General features: G+C 66.5%; 15 protein-coding genes. 6 read left to right on the top strand and 9 right to left on the bottom strand.

Annotation, left to right across the window (positions count from 1 at the left end; all coding sequences use genetic code 11):
• Positions 1-82: 82 nt before the first annotated feature.
• Positions 83-1,396 carry a lipopolysaccharide biosynthesis protein RfbH gene (rfbH, locus tag ACFPJ4_RS14285; RefSeq protein WP_386741257.1) on the top strand — a complete coding sequence of 438 codons (1,314 nt, stop codon included), beginning with the start codon at positions 83-85 and terminating at the stop codon, positions 1,394-1,396.
• 4 nt (positions 1,397-1,400) lie between these two features.
• Positions 1,401-2,417: a CDP-glucose 4,6-dehydratase gene (gene rfbG / locus ACFPJ4_RS14290; RefSeq protein ID WP_386741127.1), complete on the top strand. Its 1,017-nt coding sequence runs from the start codon at positions 1,401-1,403 to the stop codon at positions 2,415-2,417.
• Here rfbG and ACFPJ4_RS14295 read toward each other — a convergent pair.
• From ACFPJ4_RS14295 to ACFPJ4_RS14305, 3 genes are read right to left on the bottom strand one after another with little or no spacing between them, the layout of a single operon-like run.
• Complete coding sequence (locus ACFPJ4_RS14295; protein ID WP_386741128.1) at positions 2,414-3,391, bottom strand: glycosyltransferase family A protein; 978 nt, start codon at positions 3,389-3,391, stop codon at positions 2,414-2,416. The two genes, rfbG and ACFPJ4_RS14295, sit on opposite strands and share 4 nt — an antisense overlap.
• Positions 3,384-4,313 (bottom strand): NAD-dependent epimerase/dehydratase family protein, encoded by a 930-nt coding sequence (locus ACFPJ4_RS14300; RefSeq protein ID WP_386741129.1) that lies wholly within the window; start codon positions 4,311-4,313, stop codon positions 3,384-3,386. Before ACFPJ4_RS14300 ends, ACFPJ4_RS14295 begins: the two co-directional genes overlap by 8 nt.
• Positions 4,306-5,421, bottom strand: coding sequence for a rhamnosyltransferase WsaF family glycosyltransferase (locus ACFPJ4_RS14305; protein WP_386741130.1), 1,116 nt, complete (start codon positions 5,419-5,421; stop codon positions 4,306-4,308). Before ACFPJ4_RS14305 ends, ACFPJ4_RS14300 begins: the two co-directional genes overlap by 8 nt.
• Before the next feature lie 241 nt (positions 5,422-5,662).
• Here ACFPJ4_RS14305 and ACFPJ4_RS14310 point away from each other — a divergent pair, with 241 nt between their 5' ends.
• Positions 5,663-6,550 (top strand): glycosyltransferase family 2 protein, encoded by an 888-nt coding sequence (locus ACFPJ4_RS14310; RefSeq protein ID WP_386741131.1) that lies wholly within the window; start codon positions 5,663-5,665, stop codon positions 6,548-6,550.
• Here ACFPJ4_RS14310 and rfbA read toward each other — a convergent pair.
• The 4 genes from rfbA to ACFPJ4_RS14330 form a co-directional block, all read right to left on the bottom strand.
• Entirely contained in the window at positions 6,531-7,403 is an 873-nt protein-coding gene (gene rfbA / locus ACFPJ4_RS14315; protein WP_386741258.1) for a glucose-1-phosphate thymidylyltransferase RfbA, read from the bottom strand. The genes ACFPJ4_RS14310 and rfbA overlap by 20 nt on opposite strands.
• A 5-nt stretch (positions 7,404-7,408) precedes the next feature.
• Positions 7,409-8,020, bottom strand: a complete 612-nt coding sequence (locus ACFPJ4_RS14320; protein ID WP_386741132.1) for a dTDP-4-dehydrorhamnose 3,5-epimerase family protein — start codon at positions 8,018-8,020, stop codon at positions 7,409-7,411.
• 23 nt (positions 8,021-8,043) lie between these two features.
• A complete protein-coding gene (locus tag ACFPJ4_RS14325; protein ID WP_386741133.1) occupies positions 8,044-9,117 on the bottom strand; it encodes a glycosyltransferase family 2 protein in 1,074 nt (357 codons plus the stop codon).
• Between the two features lie 398 nt (positions 9,118-9,515).
• Entirely contained in the window at positions 9,516-9,758 is a 243-nt protein-coding gene (locus ACFPJ4_RS14330; RefSeq protein WP_386741134.1) for a hypothetical protein, read from the bottom strand.
• A 136-nt stretch (positions 9,759-9,894) separates the two neighbouring features.
• Between ACFPJ4_RS14330 and rfbB the strand changes: the two genes are divergently transcribed.
• The 3 genes from rfbB to ACFPJ4_RS14345 are packed head-to-tail and all read left to right on the top strand — an operon-like array spanning position 9,895 to position 12,862.
• The gene (gene rfbB, locus ACFPJ4_RS14335; RefSeq protein ID WP_386741135.1) at positions 9,895-10,878 is read left to right on the top strand and encodes a dTDP-glucose 4,6-dehydratase; all 984 of its coding nucleotides are present in this window, start codon (positions 9,895-9,897) and stop codon (positions 10,876-10,878) included.
• The gene (rfbD, locus tag ACFPJ4_RS14340; protein ID WP_386741136.1) at positions 10,875-11,741 is read left to right on the top strand and encodes a dTDP-4-dehydrorhamnose reductase; all 867 of its coding nucleotides are present in this window, start codon (positions 10,875-10,877) and stop codon (positions 11,739-11,741) included. The genes rfbB and rfbD overlap by 4 nt, the downstream gene beginning before the upstream one ends.
• Complete coding sequence (locus tag ACFPJ4_RS14345; protein ID WP_386741137.1) at positions 11,738-12,862, top strand: glycosyltransferase family 4 protein; 1,125 nt, start codon at positions 11,738-11,740, stop codon at positions 12,860-12,862. Before rfbD ends, ACFPJ4_RS14345 begins: the two co-directional genes overlap by 4 nt.
• 22 nt (positions 12,863-12,884) lie before the next feature.
• Here ACFPJ4_RS14345 and ACFPJ4_RS14350 read toward each other — a convergent pair whose 3' ends face one another.
• Positions 12,885-14,393: an LCP family protein gene (locus ACFPJ4_RS14350; protein WP_386741138.1), complete on the bottom strand. Its 1,509-nt coding sequence runs from the start codon at positions 14,391-14,393 to the stop codon at positions 12,885-12,887.
• Entirely contained in the window at positions 14,390-14,857 is a 468-nt protein-coding gene (purE, locus tag ACFPJ4_RS14355; RefSeq protein ID WP_386741259.1) for a 5-(carboxyamino)imidazole ribonucleotide mutase, read from the bottom strand. Before purE ends, ACFPJ4_RS14350 begins: the two co-directional genes overlap by 4 nt.
• Positions 14,858-14,947: the final 90 nt, after the last annotated feature.

A 14,947-nucleotide genomic window follows, 5' to 3' on the forward strand; every position in this document is an offset into this window, starting at 1 on the left:
GCGGCGGCCACCGTGACAGCGTGCGCCGCACAATGGCCGGTAGAATCGGAAGTCCGCTTCGAGCATCTCGGGGAGATACCCAATTACTGAGTCGGCTGAGCGTCAGCAGATCCTGGACCAGGTCCGTTCATTCGCAGCAACCTCCCTCGCGCGAAGCACCTTCGTCGCCGGCGAGAGCACTGTCCCGGTCTCGGGAAAGGTGCTCGACCCCGAGGACCTTGTCGCCCTGGTCGACTCTTCGCTGGATGGGTGGCTGACCGCCGGTCGGTTCCACATCGATTTCGAGCGCGCGCTCGCGAAATACGTCGGCAGCCGAAGCGCGATGTTCGTCAACAGCGGCTCAAGCGCGAACCTCGTGGCCCTCAGCGGCCTGACCAGCTCCAAGCTGGGAAAGCGGGCCCTCAAGCCGGGCGACGAGGTGTTGACCGTGGCCGCCGGATTCCCCACGACCGTCAACCCCATCATCCAGAACGGCCTCCGACCCGTCGTGGTCGATGTCGAGCTCGGCACCTATGACGCAATCGCCGAGCGGCTGCGAGAAGCCGTCGGGCCGAAGACCAAAGCGATCATGATGGCGCACACGCTCGGAAACCCATTCGACCTGGATGTCGTGCAGGAACTGTGCAAGGAGCACGGCCTCTGGCTGGTCGAAGACTCCTGCGACGCCCTCGGCTCAACCTACAACGGCAAGCGGACCGGCAGCTTCGGCGACACCGCCACCGTGAGCTTCTACCCCGCGCATCACATCACGACGGGAGAAGGCGGCGCCGTTTTCGTCAAGTCGCCCCTGGTGCGTAAGCAGGTCGAGTCGTTCCGCGATTGGGGCCGCGACTGCTACTGCGAGACCGGCCACGACAACACCTGCTTCAAACGCTTCGAGTGGCAACTCGGCGATCTGCCTCTCGGCTACGACCACAAGTACATCTACAGCCACATCGGGTACAACCTGAAGGCGACCGACATGCAGGCCGCGCTCGGCCTCTCGCAACTCGCCAAGCTGGATGGTTTCGTGGATGCACGCAAGCGCAACTTCAGCCACCTTCATTCCCGGCTCAGCGGCGTCGAGGGCCTCATCCTCCCCCGTGCGACACCGAAGTCCGATCCGTCGTGGTTCGGATTCCCGATCACCCTCGACCCCGAGCATCCGGTCGATCGCAACGCGCTTCAGCGCTTCCTCGACGAGCGCAAGATCGGAAGCAGACTGATCTTCGCGGGGAATCTCATGAAGCAGCCTGCGTACCGCAACGTCGACTTCCGAGTCGTCGGGGACATGACCAATACCGACATCATCATGAACCGCGCCTTCTGGGTCGGCGTCTATCCCGGACTCACGATCCCCATGCTGGACTACATCGCCGACTCGATCATCGAGTTCATGGAATCGGCCAACAGGTAGCCCGATGCACTACCTCATCACGGGCCACACGGGGTTCAAGGGGTCATGGTTGTCGCTCTGGCTCACGGAGCGCGGCCATCGCGTCTCAGGGCTGGCGCTCGATCCGCTTCCCGGCGGGTTGTTCGAGCGCGCGGGCATCGGCGCACTGCTGGCTCAGGACCACCGAGTCGACATCCGGGATGCGGCGGCGGTCTCCGCGGCGATCACCTCGGTCGCCCCGGATGTCGTGTTCCACCTGGCAGCGCAGCCTTTGGTTCGCGAATCGTACGCGCACCCGCGCGAGACATTCGAAACGAACGCCATCGGAACCTTGAACGTCCTCGAGGCGGTGTCCGCCACCCCCTCGGTCTCCGCGCAGGTCATCGTCACGACCGACAAGGTCTACCGGAACGTCGATCGCGAGGCCGGCTACACCGAGTCGGATCCCCTCGGCGGCGACGATCCGTACAGCGCGTCGAAGGCGATGGCCGACCTGTTGACCCAGTCGTGGGTGAAGAGCTTTCCCGCCGCTCCGACCGCGATCGTCCGCGGTGGGAACGTGATCGGCGGTGGTGACGTGAGCCACGACCGGCTGCTCCCGGATCTGCTCGCCTCCTTCGTCGCGGGAAGCGCGGCTGAGATCCGTTATCCCGGTGCTGTGCGTCCCTGGCAGCACGTGCTCGACTGTCTGAACGGCTACCTCACGGTGGCCGACGCCTTGATCGCGGGGACGGGAACGGGTGCCTGGAATATCGGTCCCGGTCGCGACAGCTTCGTCACCGTCGGAGAGCTCGCCGACCTCGCGGCCCGATACTGGGGCGGCGGCGCGAGTTGGTCGACGGCAGACGGTGAGAAGCCGCATGAGGCGAACCTGTTGGCGCTCGATGCCGCCAAGGCGGAACGCTTGCTCGGATGGCGGAACCGCCTTCGCTTTGCGGACAGCGTCGAGTGGACCATCGATTGGCAAAAGGCGGTCCTTGCGGGAAGCGACGCGCTGACCATCAGTCGCGCGCAGCTCGCCGCCTTCGAAGCGCTCGGCTAGACCTTCTTGCGACGCATCTCGAGGGATCCGGCGGCGACGGCGGCAGCATCGTTCACATCGACCGTGGTGGCGCGTCGGTAGCTGGTCCACTTCCGCACATGGAAGAAGGGATTCACCACGAGCCAGTACAACCTCCTGCGGAGGCCGAAGGCGGGGTCGCGCGCGATCCGGAGGGAGTCGGCCAACGATCCGCGCACGACCCGGCGCAGCACGGCGCGTCGGCGCATCGGAGGGATGGCAGTGCCGATCTGGCGCAACCCGACCGTCTCGTCGAAGATCCGGGCGCCGAACTCGTCATAGTTCAGGTCATTCGAGTGCTCGACCGCGGCGCGGGGCGCGTAGGCCTTGTGATAGCCGGCGTCGATGACGTCTCGTCCGAACAGCTGGTCCTCGGCGTACCGGACGTCGCGGTACGGGATCGTGTTGACGAGGAACGCCCGGCGCGCCGCCGAGTTCACGTCGGAGTAGAAGGCTAGGGCGCCAAGGGTCGCCTCATCCTGCGCGAACTCGCCACGGTAGAAGAGCGTGGTTCCGAAGTCCGGTCCGAACTGGGCGAAGGCGCCGATGATGTCGTACTTCATCAAGGGAAAGCAGTTGGGGCGAGGCACCTGCTTCCCCATCACCGCGACCACCTTCTCATCCAATTCGAAGGGCGCGAGAAGCTCTTCCAGCCACAGCGGCGACATCGGGATCGCGTCGTGAGTCAGATACGCGACGAACCGACCGGTGGCCAGCTCTGCAGCGAGGTTGCGTGTCTTACCGTGCCCGAACTCAGAATTGGGGATGCGATGGAGCACGACAGCGGGAAAGTCGGCGACGATGTCCAAGGTCGAGTCGGTCGACCCCGAATCGATCACGAGGATCTCGATGCCGCCCGCGAGCCGCTGCGCGGACACCGCCTCGAGGATCCGCCGCAGATACGTCTCCCCGTTGAAGGTCAGGATCGCAACGGTGGCTGTCGGTTGCTCAGGCACTCAACTGTCCCTTGATCTCGCGATAGGTTCGGCGGATTCCTTCATCGAGAGTGGTCAACGGCATCGCTCCGAACTCGGTCCGGAATCGCGAGGTGTCGAGCACGACCCGATCGACGAAGGTGGGGGGTACCGCCAGTTGGCGGATCTCGAAATCGACATCGGTCACGCGACGCAGGGCATCCAGGATCTGGGTCACGGAGTGCCCCGTGCCGCTGCCCAGGTTGTAGGTGTCGAATCGCGGCGTCCCCGCCACCAGAGTGCCGATCATCGAAACCAGGTCCTCGACGTACAGGTAGTCGCGGACCATGCTCCCGTCACCGAAACGATCGACGGCGAGACCCAGCGCGATCTGACGGAGGGCGATCGGGATGAGGCCCTGCCTCCTGTGAGCCCGCTGCCGGGTCCCATAGGGATTGGAGATACGAAGGATGGTCGAGTTCAGCCCATGCACGGTTCTGAAGTACCTGAGGTAGTTCTCGATGGCCAGCTTGCCGATCGCGTACGGCGACACCGGAAGGGTGTGATCGTCTTCGACGTATTCGGACCGCCCCTGGGGACCATAGATCGCGCCCCCGGTCGAGGCGAAGTACAGGTGCTCCGTGCCGGCAGCGACACAGGCTTCCAGCAGCTCCACCGTCTGGGCGACGTTGGTGCGGATGTCGAGTGTGGGGTCGTTCTCCGCGGTCGCGGGGTTCGTGGACGACAGAAAGTGGAAGACGAGCTGTTGACCCGCCACCGCTGCCTCGAGGTCGCCGCGACTGAGGAACTCGCCACGGACGATCGTGACCCCCGTGGCATCGAACGTCGGCTCTTGTGAGCTGAATCGGTCGAATGCCGTCACGCGATGTCCGGCGCCGGACAGGGCATCCACCAGGTGCGAGCCGAGGAACCCGTTCGCCCCGATCACGAGCGCCTTAGCCACGCATGGCTCGTTCGAACGCCTCGACGAATTGCCCTCCCGAGCGTTCCCAGGTGACATCGTTCAGAGAATCGGACATCTTGACGGATCGCTCGGCTGCATCCGGGCGGTCCAGCACCTCGACGAGTCGGTCGGCGATCGCCGACGGAGTCGGTGCGACGTACTCGATGTACGGGTTGTCGGAGACGAGGCGATTGTTGGGCGCGTCGTTGACCACCGGCGCCACACCGCTCGCCATCAGCTCGAGCGGGAGGAGGGACATGTTGGTCGCCGAGATCACCAGACCCGCGGCACAGCGGTTGTAGATGTCATTCAGCTGCGAGATCGCCAGCCCAGACAGATTGACGTGGGGGAAAGGGACCGTCCACCTCGAGATATCCCATCCTGCGAGGTTGATCGTGACATCGGGCCGACGACGCGCGAACTCCTGGAGACCGAGGATGCCGAGTTCGAACCCCCGGCGCGGGGTCACCGGACGCGCATAGAAGAAGACCTCGTTGCGCGGTTCGTTGTTCGTAACGAAGTACGTCTCCTTGTCGACAGCGAAGTCGAAATGATCGGTCGGCATACCGAACTCGTCGTGGAGCTTGCGGGAGAGCCAGCCGCCGGCTGTGATCCCGTGGAAGCCGAAACGGTAGCTGTTGGAGGCGAGGATCTCCTCCGACCCTGCGGGGAAGAACGATGGTTCGAAATCCTGAACGAAATAGAAGCGTCGCGCCGTCGACTTGTCGAGATAGACCGGATACGCCGTCTCCCACGAGGTCGCGAAGATCGCCTGCACTGACGGGTCGACCCCCGCGTCGTCGTCGTACATCGCCATCTCGGCAGAGAGGTTGGGATAGGCCGGTGAGCCGTCGAGCATCGCCTTCATATCCGGGATGTTCACGACGATCGGCGTGTTCGTGTAAAAGTAGATCAGGCAGCGATGACCTGCCTTCTCAGCGAAATCGATGAAGCGGAACAGGTTGTGGTGGCCACCGCTCATTGCGCTTGGCGGTGGCATCAGCCAGGCGATGGTCACCGGACCCGAGCCGACGACGGTCGGACGCGCGAGGTGCTGTGGAGGGTTCGTCCAATCGACGGCGAGAGCGTCTCGCGTCTTGACTGCCATGTCGACCGACTGCCCGAGGATGTCGGTGCCCAGTCGTTTCCGAGTCCGTGCCAGAGCAGACGGGAGACCTTCACTCTTGATGATCCGGATGCCGGTCGCCACGAGTCTGATGAACTTTCTCAAGAGGGTCCCATCCGGGCCGTCAGGCCGATGATTGCGACGAACGCCCCATCGTAGCAAGCGCGCCTGGCTCGCTCCCCGCGACCGGGAGGCACGGGCGGCAACGGTATGATCGAACACCATGGCCGCGCCAGGACTCTCTTCGACGGCCATCGTCACAGTGAGCTACAACTCGAGCGCGCATCTGCGCCCGTTCCTCGAGTCGATCCGGGCCAGCGAATCCGAGCAGGTCCTCGTCGTCGTGGCCGACAATGCCTCGGATGATCTCGATCGCGTTGAAGCCCTCGCCCGCGAGTTCGACGCGCGCCTCGTGCGGCTGGGCGAGAACCACGGTTACGGAGGCGCGATCAATCGCGCGGCATCGACGCTGGCTCCCGAGATCACCTCGATCCTGGTCGTGAATCCTGATGTGAGCTTCCTGCCTGGCTCGATCACGACGCTCATGCAGACTCTGGCTGCGAACCCCGCTGCTGGTGCGGTCGGTCCACGGGTGCTCAACTCCGATGGGACTGTCTACCCCTCCGCGCGACGGCTGCCCTCCCTGCGGACGGGCGTCGGGCACGCCCTCCTCGGCAGGGTCTGGCCCTCCAACCCGTGGACGCGCCGCTACCTCTCGGATGCCTTCGAATCGTCCACCATCACGCCGGCGGGCTGGCTCTCCGGCTCATGTGTGCTCGTTCGGCGTTCGGCGTTCGACGCGATCGGCGGATTCGATGAGAATTTCTTCATGTATTTCGAGGACGTCGATCTCGGATACCGTCTGGGCAAGGCCAACTGGTTGAGTCTGTACGACCCCGCGGCCACGGTCGTTCATACCGGCGCCCACTCGACGAGTTCCGAGTCGCGCCGCATGCTCGAGGTCCACCATCAGAGCGCGTACCGCTATCTGCAGAAGAAGTACTCTGCTCTTTACCTTGCGCCGCTCCGGCTGGCGTTGCGTATCGGGCTGGCGATCCGCTCCAAGGCGCAGGTCGCCCGAGCCGAACGGGCTACTCGAAAGGCCCGCTGAGCAGTCCGAGCAGATAGTCGCCGTAGCCGCTCTTGCGCAAGGGCTCGGCGAGTTCGCGCAAGCGCGCATCGTCGATCCAGCCGGCCCGCCACGCGACTTCCTCGATACAGCCGATCTTGAACCCCTGACGGTCCTCGATCACACGAACGTATTCCGAGGCCTGCATCATCGACTCGAACGTCCCAGTGTCGAGCCAGGCCGTGCCCCGATCGAGCACCTGAACACGAAGTTTGGACGCCTTGAGATAGGTCTCGTTGACCGTTGAGATCTCATACTCGCCGCGAGCACTACGCTCAATCGTCTTGGCGATCCCCACGACGGCGTTGTCGTAGAAGTAGAGGCCGGGGACTGCGTAATTGCTCTTGGGGTTCGCGGGCTTCTCCTCGATCGAGATCGCCGTCATCTCCGCATCGAACTCCACCACCCCGTACGCATTCGGGTTTGCAACGTGGTACGCGAAGATCAGCCCGCCGTCGATGTCTCCGTCGGTCGTCAACGATGTTCCGAGTCCGGCGCCGTGGAAGATGTTGTCGCCGAGCACGAGCGCAACGCTCTGATCCCCGATGAAATCCTCGCCGATCACGAAGGCCTGGGCGAGACCGTCCGGCGACTCCTGCACGGCATACTCCAGCCGGATCCCGAGGTCACTGCCGTCGCCGAGAAGAGACCGGAACTGGGCGTCGTACTCCGCCGTGGTGATGATCAGGATCTCGCGAACGCCCGCCATCATCAAGGTGGAGAGCGGGTAGTAGATCATCGGCTTGTCGAAGATGGGCATCAGCTGCTTCGAGATGCCCTTGGTGATCGGCCAGAGCCGCGACCCGGTTCCCCCGGCAAGAATGATTCCGCGCACGCGACTCACGCCCTCGTCTGATTGAGTTCGGCGTAATACAGTTCCGTCTGCGCCCAGTCGGGGAGCAGTCCGAGTGCCTTGGCTTCGCTCAGGCCCGGCGCGTCGGTGTCTTTCGGAGACAGAACCAACTCGCCCGCCTCGGCCGGAAACCGCAGACCGATCTCCTCATCGAGCGGGTTGATGCCGTGCTCACGCGACGCGTTGTAGACATCGGAGACGAGATAGTTCACAACCGTCTTCTCAGCGAGCGACACGAAGCAGTGGCCGAGGCCCTCGGCGAGGTACACCGCCTTGCGATCGACATCGTCGAGCAGCACGGAATCCCAGGCGCCGAAGGTGGAGGAGCCGACCCGGATGTCGACGATGAAATCGACGATCGCCCCCGTGGCCACGGTCACGTACTTCGCCTGCCCGCGAGGAATGTCGGCGAAATGGATGCCGCGCACCACCCCGCGAGCCGACACCGAGGCGTTCGCCTGCCGGAGATCGAGCGGGTGACCGACCACATCGCCGAGCTTGTCGAAGCGATACCACTCAAGAAAGACACCGCGCTCGTCGGGGAACTGCCGCGGCGTGATCTCCCAGGATCCCGGGATCGAAAGCTCGCGGATCTGCACCCGCAGAGCCTATCAAGGACCGACTAGGCCACCGGCCGGTTGAAGGCGTGCGGCCAGTACTCGGATTCCTCCATCCTGAAGCCCCAGCGACGCCAGGCCACATCGATCTCGAAGGCGTGCACGGAGGCATCCCGGGTCTTCGACTCGAAGTGGTAGAGCTCAGCGTGCGGCGTCCAGTAGATCTCGTGCTCCTGCCAAGTCGTCTTGAGGCAGAGGTCAACGTCGTTGAAGCTCCCGGGGAGAAGATTCGTCAGCCCCCCCACTTCGCGGAAGACCTTGGTGGGCATCAGAGCGCAGGCCGCCGTCACGCCGGCGACCTCTCGTTCGACGCGATAGCCGTTCAGCGGGCCGGCGTCTCCGCGGGGCGCATCCAGCCCGATGTGGCTCACCTCTCCCCCGTCGTACTGATGGCCGGCATGCTGGATCGTCTCGTCGGCGTAGTAGAGCATGCTGCCGACCATCCCTGCGCCGGGGCGCTGAGCGAGCGCGAGCATGGCCTCGATCCACTCCGGGGTGATGATCTCGACGTCATCGTTGAGCAACAGAACGTACTCGCCGTCGGCGTGGAGGACGCCCAGGTTGACCTTCTCCGAGAAGTTGAATGGTTTCGACCACACGACGAACCGCAGGCGCGGCCCCCCGATCGCGACGAGTTCGTCGACGACCCGCTGCTCGGCGACGGAGTCGATCACGAGCACGATCTCGTAGTTCTGCCAGGTCGATTTCGCTCTGATGCTTCGCACCGCATCGACGACGAAGCAACGCAGAACCCCATCGACCTCGATGTACTGGCCCCGTGTCGGGATGACGATCGAGATCAACGGCTCGCCCGCGACAGTACGCCGGGTGTCGTGCACTCCGTCGGCCCCCACCGACCGCACCTCTCCCCCGCCGGTCTGCTCGAGGTGCGCGAGCAGGGCACCTCTCGTCGATTCCAGTGCCTCGGCGTCGAGCGGGGGGTCGATGGCGACATCGCGTGCGAAGAGATCGAGCGCCATGTGCTCGACCGATTCGGCCCGACGCGTGGCTCGCAGCGCGAGATCGTAGAGCTCGGCGCCGGGACGACGTGAGTCGAGCCCATCCACGGCCGAGAACAATGAGCGACGGTAGAAGACGAGTTCCCCCAAATAGTTCTGACAGCGAAGCCGTTCGGGAGAGTAGACCGGCTTGAGCAAGGACTCGGGCCGCCCTCGCGATCCCGGCGCAGTTTCATTTCCGTACACGACGTCCGCCGTCGCCACCGCCGCGGCACGGTCCCGAACAGCCGCGACGGCACCCGGCAGCAGAATGCCGACCGGTCGGATCACTGCCACGTACTCGGCAACGCTCTCCGCTAGGACACGGTTGACCCGCGATGCCACATCGCCGCCAGGCGACACGACGATCACCTCGGTCGTGCCCTCCTCCTGGTCAGCCAAGGAGGTGACAAGCGCGGAATGACGGTGCCCCACGCCATCCGAAAGCACCACGATCGTCACGAACGGGTGGGCGACGGTCACCTCGTGCCGCCGCGGTGAAAGAGCTTGCTCACGAAGACGATGGGGCTCAGAACGAGCGTTCCCACCCTCCAGGTCGTGGAACTCTTCACCAGGGCGATCTGGTCGCGCGCGACCTTGCCGAGCCCGTAGGTCGCCGAGAGATTCGCCACCTCGGCCTCGAGTCCGATGATCCGGTCGACCAGAGCGAGCTGCCGAACCTCCTGCGAGACATCTCGTTCATCGGTTGGAAACTCAGTCATGCTCTCATCCCACGTGGTACGGCTCGTGCAGAGCTCACAGTGTAACAATCCCGAGGAAACGGCCCCGATACGCCTGTAACCTGTCTGCGGTGCACCTCCCGCGCTCTCGACCGACCTCGACCCAGAAATGCGCATCGTGAAGATCCTCGTCACCGGCGGAGCCGGATTCATCGGCTCCAACTTCGTCCGACGCACCCTCGAAGACGCCTATCCCGGCCTCGAGGGGGCCGAGGTGCTCGTGTACGACGCACTCACCTATTCGGGCAACCCGGCCAACCTCGCGCCGGTCGCCGAGTCGCCGCGGTTCTCGTTCGTCCAGGCCGACATCCGGGATGTCGGCGCCCTCGACGACGTGCTGCCCGGCGTCGACACCGTCGTGCACTTCGCAGCCGAGTCGCACGTCGACCGCTCGGTGCGCGACTCGGGCATCTTCGTCGAGACCAATGTGCTGGGCACGCAGCGCCTGCTGGACGCCAGCCTGCGGGCCGGCATCCAGCGCTTCGTGCACGTCAGCACCGACGAGGTGTACGGCTCGATCGCCGAGGGCTCGTGGACCGAGGACCGGCCACTCGAACCCAACTCGCCCTATTCGGCGAGCAAGGCGGGCAGCGATCTGCTGGCGCGCAGCTACTTCCGCACTCACGGCATGAACCTGTCGATCACGCGCTGCTCGAACAACTACGGGCCGTACCACTTCCCCGAGAAGGTCATCCCGCTCTTCGTCACGAACCTGATCGACGACAAGCACGTACCGCTCTACGGGTCGGGCGAGAACATCCGCGACTGGTTGCACGTCGACGACCACACCCGCGGCATCGCGCTCGTCGTCGCCAAGGGCCGGGCCGGCGAGACCTACAACATCGGCGGCGGCACCGAGTTGAGCAACCTCGAACTCACTCAGAAGCTGCTCGACGCCACCGGCAAGGACTGGTCGTACGTCGACAAGGTCGACGATCGCAAGGGCCACGACTTGCGGTACTCGGTCGACATCACGAAGATCCGCACCGAACTCGGCTATGAGCCGCTGGTCCCCTTCGATCAGGGGCTGGCCGACGTCGTGCAGTGGTACCGGGACAATCGCGCCTGGTGGGAGCCCCTGAAGGCGCGCGCGGCCCTGTGACCCGTTACCTCGTCACCGGCGCCTCCGGGATGCTCGGCCAGGATCTGCAGGCGGCGCTGGCCCGGGATCCCGACGCGCGGCGCGAGGTGACCGCGCTCAGCCGAGCCGAGTTGGACGTGACCGACAGGGATGCCGTACTGGCTGCGGTCGGGGGCCACGACCTGGTGATCAACGCGGCCGCCTACACGAACGTCGACGGCGCCGAGACCCACGAGGACGAGGCCTTCGCGATCAACGCGGCAGGCATCGAGAACCTCGCCGTGGCCGCCCGCGAACACGGCGCACGGCTCCTGACGATCTCGACGGACTACGTCTTCGACGGTGCGGGCACCAGCCCCTACCCCGAGGATGCCCCGCGCGATCCGCTCAACGCCTACGGGCGCTCGAAAGCGGAGGGCGAGAGACTGGCCCTGGCCGCGCATCCGGCGGGTGTCTTCATCGTCCGCACCGCCTGGCTCTACGGGGCGGGCGGACCGAACTTCGCCGCCACCATGCTGCGCCTCGCCGCCTCGAACCCGACGGTCTCGGTCGTCGACGACCAGCTCGGCCAGCCGACCTGGACGGCCGACCTCGCCGCGGCGCTGGTCGAGCTCGCCGAATCGGATGCCACGCCCGGCATCTACCACGCCACCAACGGCGGTCAGACCAGCTGGTACGGCTTCGCCCGCGCCATCTTCGCCGAGGCGGGACTCGACCCCGAGCGGGTGCTCCCCACCGACAGCGCGTCGTTCGTGCGGCCCGCGCCGCGCCCCGCCTACTCGGTGCTGGGCCACGCCGCCTGGGATCGGGCGGGGCTCGCGCCGCTGCGGGACTGGCGCGAGGCGCTCGCCGCAGCCGCGGCATCCGGAGCGCTGCCGGCATGACCGCCCTGCGCGTCATCCTCGATGAGATGACGACGGCGCCGAACAGCGCAGCGGCTCGCTATGCCGAAGACCTCACGCGGCAGCTCATCGCCACTGCGCCGAGCGGCGCGACCGTGGCGGGCATCGTCTCGGCCGCTCCCGAAGCGGACTATGCGCGGATCGTCGAGCTCCTCCCCGGACTGACGGTGCTGCACAAGAGTCCGCTCGCCCATCGGGAGCTCTCCGCCGCATGGCGCCACGGCATCACCAGGATCCCGGGCGGCGGGATGGTGCATGCGCCCAGCCTGTTCGCCCCCTTGGGCCGGCACGAGCGCGCGGGAGTACGCGGCATCCAGGTCGCCGTGACCGTGCATGACGCGACCCCCTGGACCGACCCCGAACTCGTGGCGCCTCGTGTCGTCGCCTGGAACCAGGCCATGGTGAAGCGAGCCGAGAGGTTCGCCGATGCCGTCATCACGCAGACCCACGCGGTCGCCGAGGTGCTCGCCGAGCGATTCGACTTCGGCGACCGACTGCGCGTCATCAACGGCGCCCCCAGCTCGCGACTTCACCCGGTCGTCGACGCCGCCGAGCGCCGCGAACGTCTGGGCCTTCCGGCTCCGTCCGGAGGCTATCTGCTCACCTGGTCGAGCCTCGGCCGTCGCGACGGCCTGGGTGCCCTGATCGTCGCGCTCGACATGCTTCCCGAGCTGACCCTGGTCGTGATCGGCGACGACGCGCCCCCCGAGGGTTCCGATGCCGCGCTGCCGAATGGTCGCGTCCTCCCGCTCGGTCCGCTCGAGGACGACGACCTCGCCGCCGTGCTCGAAGGAGCAGAGCTGTTCGTCCAACCGGGCCGCTCCGAGTCGGTCGGGCTCGCCCTGCTCGACGCCCTCGCCTTCGGGCTGCCCGTCATCCACTCGGATGCGCCCTCCCTCGTCGAGATCGCCGCCGAGGCCGGCGTGGTGGTCCCCGGTGATCGGTCCGACGGCTACTCCGAACGACTCGCGGATGCCATCCGCGAACTGATCGAAGATGCAGCCAGGCTCGAGCGACTCTCGATCGCGGCCTCCGATCGGGTGCGCGCCTTCAGCTGGCGCGACTCCGCGGAGCAGGTCTGGCGACTGCACGCCGAACTCTGAGGGATCGAGCGCGAGCGCGGCCTCAGCCCGTCTGCCCTTTCGAGCAGGTCGACTGATCCGCGGCCTGACCCGAGATCCCCGACGGCAACTGCACGGGCACTCCCCCGCTCGGGGTCGCGGAGGCGCTCGGGGTCGGCGTCGCCGAGGACCCGCTCGGTGCGCCCGAGCTGACCGCCGCCCCCCCGAGCTTCTGGGTCACGACGGCCTGATCGGCGGCGAGGGCCGCCGTGAGGGCCGACGCGTCACCGTCGTTCGGCAGGGTCACGCTCTGTCCGTGCACGGTTGCCGGCGACGACGGGTACTGCACGAACGCGATCCGGTCGAGCGGGATGCTGCGCAGGGCCAGGGCCATCGACACCATGGTCGAGGTCTGTGCGAGCTCGGTGCTGAGTTGCATGTTCTGTGCCGCCGCCTCGGCCAGGGCGATCACCTTGACGGGGTTGCCGAGAGTCTCCGAGCTCTTGATGGTGCGCATCAGCGACGAGAGGAACACCTGCTGGTTGCTGATCCGCTGCAGGTCGCTTCCCGTCGAGAGGCCGTGCCGGGTCCGCAGGAACGCAAGCGCCTGGGCGCCTTGCAGGGTGTGCTCGCCCGCGCTGAGCGTGAGACCGCTGTACGGGTCGTTGATCGCGGTCGCGAGACACACCGGCACTCCGCCCACGGCGTCGCTCATGGCGACGACCCCGTCGAACTCGATCTTGGCGGCGTACTGGATCGGCAGGCCCGTCAGGGCGCTCGCGCTCGCCACCACGCAGTTCAGCCCGCCGCGCGAGAGGGCGGTGTTGAAGCGGGCCTGCTTCACGGCCGGTGAGACCGTGCCGTTGGCCTTCGTGCACTGGGGCTGCGCGACGTAGAGGTCGCGCGGGATGCTCACCGCCGTCACCGAGTGCGACACCGGCGACAGGTGGATGAGGATCGTCACGTCGTTGAGCGACTCGCCGCGCGGTCCGTATGCGGCGTTGCCGTCACCGCTGTCGTCGCCGACCAGCAGGATGTTGGCCGGCCCGGTGAGGGCACCGACGGCGACCGGCTTGCCGTCCGGTCCCGTGATGTCGATCGTGTTCGAGGCCACCTTGGCGAGGATGTTCGCCGTCGTTCCCGCCGTCCAGGCCGCACCGAAGGCGGCACCGCCGGTGACGACGAGTGCGGCGATCGAAACGACGGCGACCGCGACGCGAGCCCGCCCGCTCACCCGCGCGAGGCGGCTCAGTCGCAGCGCGTCGATCGCGCAGATCACCCAGAGCAGTCCGTACAGACCGAGTACCGCGGCCATGGCCCACAGCACGACCGGTTGGGTCACGACGGGCAGCACCGCCTCCCGGCCGATGAGCGCCGCGAGCACCCCTATCACGACGAGCGCCCAGAACGCGAGGGTGGTGCCGAGCGCGAACCGTCCGAAGCGGCGGTTGCCCGCCAGGGTTTGCGCGGAGCCCGGGACCAGGACGTTGAGACCGACGAGCCACCAGGCGCGCTTGGTCATCAGCGCGGTCGACGTGGTGTCCGGATCGCGGACGATGCTGGTCGAGCTCACAACTCGCGCTGCAGCTTCGCGTTCTTCTCGATCACGAGGGCCTCGAGACCGATGGCGAACTCCTCCAGGCGCACGGCGAGCGCGGCATCGGACGTCGCCAGGATGCGCGCGGCGAGCAGACCGGCGTTGCGGGCCCCGCCGATCGAGACCGTCGCGACGGGGATGCCCGCCGGCATCTGCACGATCGAGAGCAGCGAGTCCAGGCCGTCGAGCTTCGCGAGCGGCACCGGCACGCCGATGACGGGCAGGGTGGTGACCGAGGCGAGCATCCCGGGCAGATGGGCGGCACCGCCGGCACCCGCGATGATGACCCGGATGCCGCGGGCGGCCGCCTCGGACCCGAACGCGATCATCCGCTTGGGGGTCCGGTGCGCCGACACCACCTCGACCTCGTGGGGGATCTCGAACTCCGCCAGGGCCGCCGAAGCTTCGGACATGACATTCCAGTCCGAGTCGGATCCCATCACGACCGCGACGAGCGGGGCCGCGCCAGCTGTCGAAGGCACGGGTGACATGCTACGGCGCCCCGCCTGTCAAGACGCTGCGGCGCGCCT

The organism is Lysinimonas soli (genome assembly GCF_042655435.1).
Lineage (GTDB): Bacteria > Actinomycetota > Actinomycetes > Actinomycetales > Microbacteriaceae > Lysinimonas > Lysinimonas soli.

Excerpts from the sequence above, each read along its gene's own strand:
- rfbG (WP_386741127.1), top strand. The coding sequence starts at position 1,401 with ATGCACTACCTCATCACGGGCCACACGGGGTTCAAGGGGTCATGGTTG.
- ACFPJ4_RS14305 (WP_386741130.1), bottom strand. The coding sequence starts at position 5,421 with ATGGCAGTCAAGACGCGAGACGCTCTCGCCGTCGATTGGACGAACCCT.
- ACFPJ4_RS14310 (WP_386741131.1), top strand. The coding sequence starts at position 5,663 with ATGGCCGCGCCAGGACTCTCTTCGACGGCCATCGTCACAGTGAGCTAC.
- ACFPJ4_RS14330 (WP_386741134.1), bottom strand. The coding sequence starts at position 9,758 with ATGACTGAGTTTCCAACCGATGAACGAGATGTCTCGCAGGAGGTTCGG.
- ACFPJ4_RS14345 (WP_386741137.1), top strand. The coding sequence starts at position 11,738 with ATGACCGCCCTGCGCGTCATCCTCGATGAGATGACGACGGCGCCGAAC.
- purE (WP_386741259.1), bottom strand. The coding sequence starts at position 14,857 with ATGGGATCCGACTCGGACTGGAATGTCATGTCCGAAGCTTCGGCGGCC.